Annotated in this window: 1 protein-coding gene; it reads right to left on the bottom strand. The window is 76.3% G+C overall.

What is annotated here, in order from left to right; translation table 11 throughout:
- Positions 1-241, bottom strand: a 241-nt coding sequence (locus SB753_RS40730) for a hypothetical protein (RefSeq protein ID WP_410805632.1), incomplete at both ends; no start/stop codon positions are given.

Here is a 241-nt window from a genome sequence, read left to right as displayed (position 1 = left end):
CGTGCGGGCGTGCCGGGCGACGAGGTCTCCCAGCGGGTCGGCCAGCGGTTCGAGGAACGCCACCGGGATGCCCGTGGGGAGCGCGACCCCGAGCGCATCGCGCAGTCGGCCCGCGTCTTCGATCGCGGCCACCCGGCTCGCGCCGCCGATCGTCACCGGAATCGCGCGCCGGGCGGTGATCAGGTCGCTGAGCAGTGCGGCGGCGGTCGCGCTGTCGACGGACTCGGCCTCCGCCTCGAGC

Source organism: Paraburkholderia sp. SIMBA_053, from assembly GCF_046534895.1.
Classification (GTDB): Bacteria; Pseudomonadota; Gammaproteobacteria; order Burkholderiales; family Burkholderiaceae; genus Paraburkholderia; species Paraburkholderia caledonica.
This window is presented reverse-complemented; position numbering and strand designations above follow the sequence as displayed.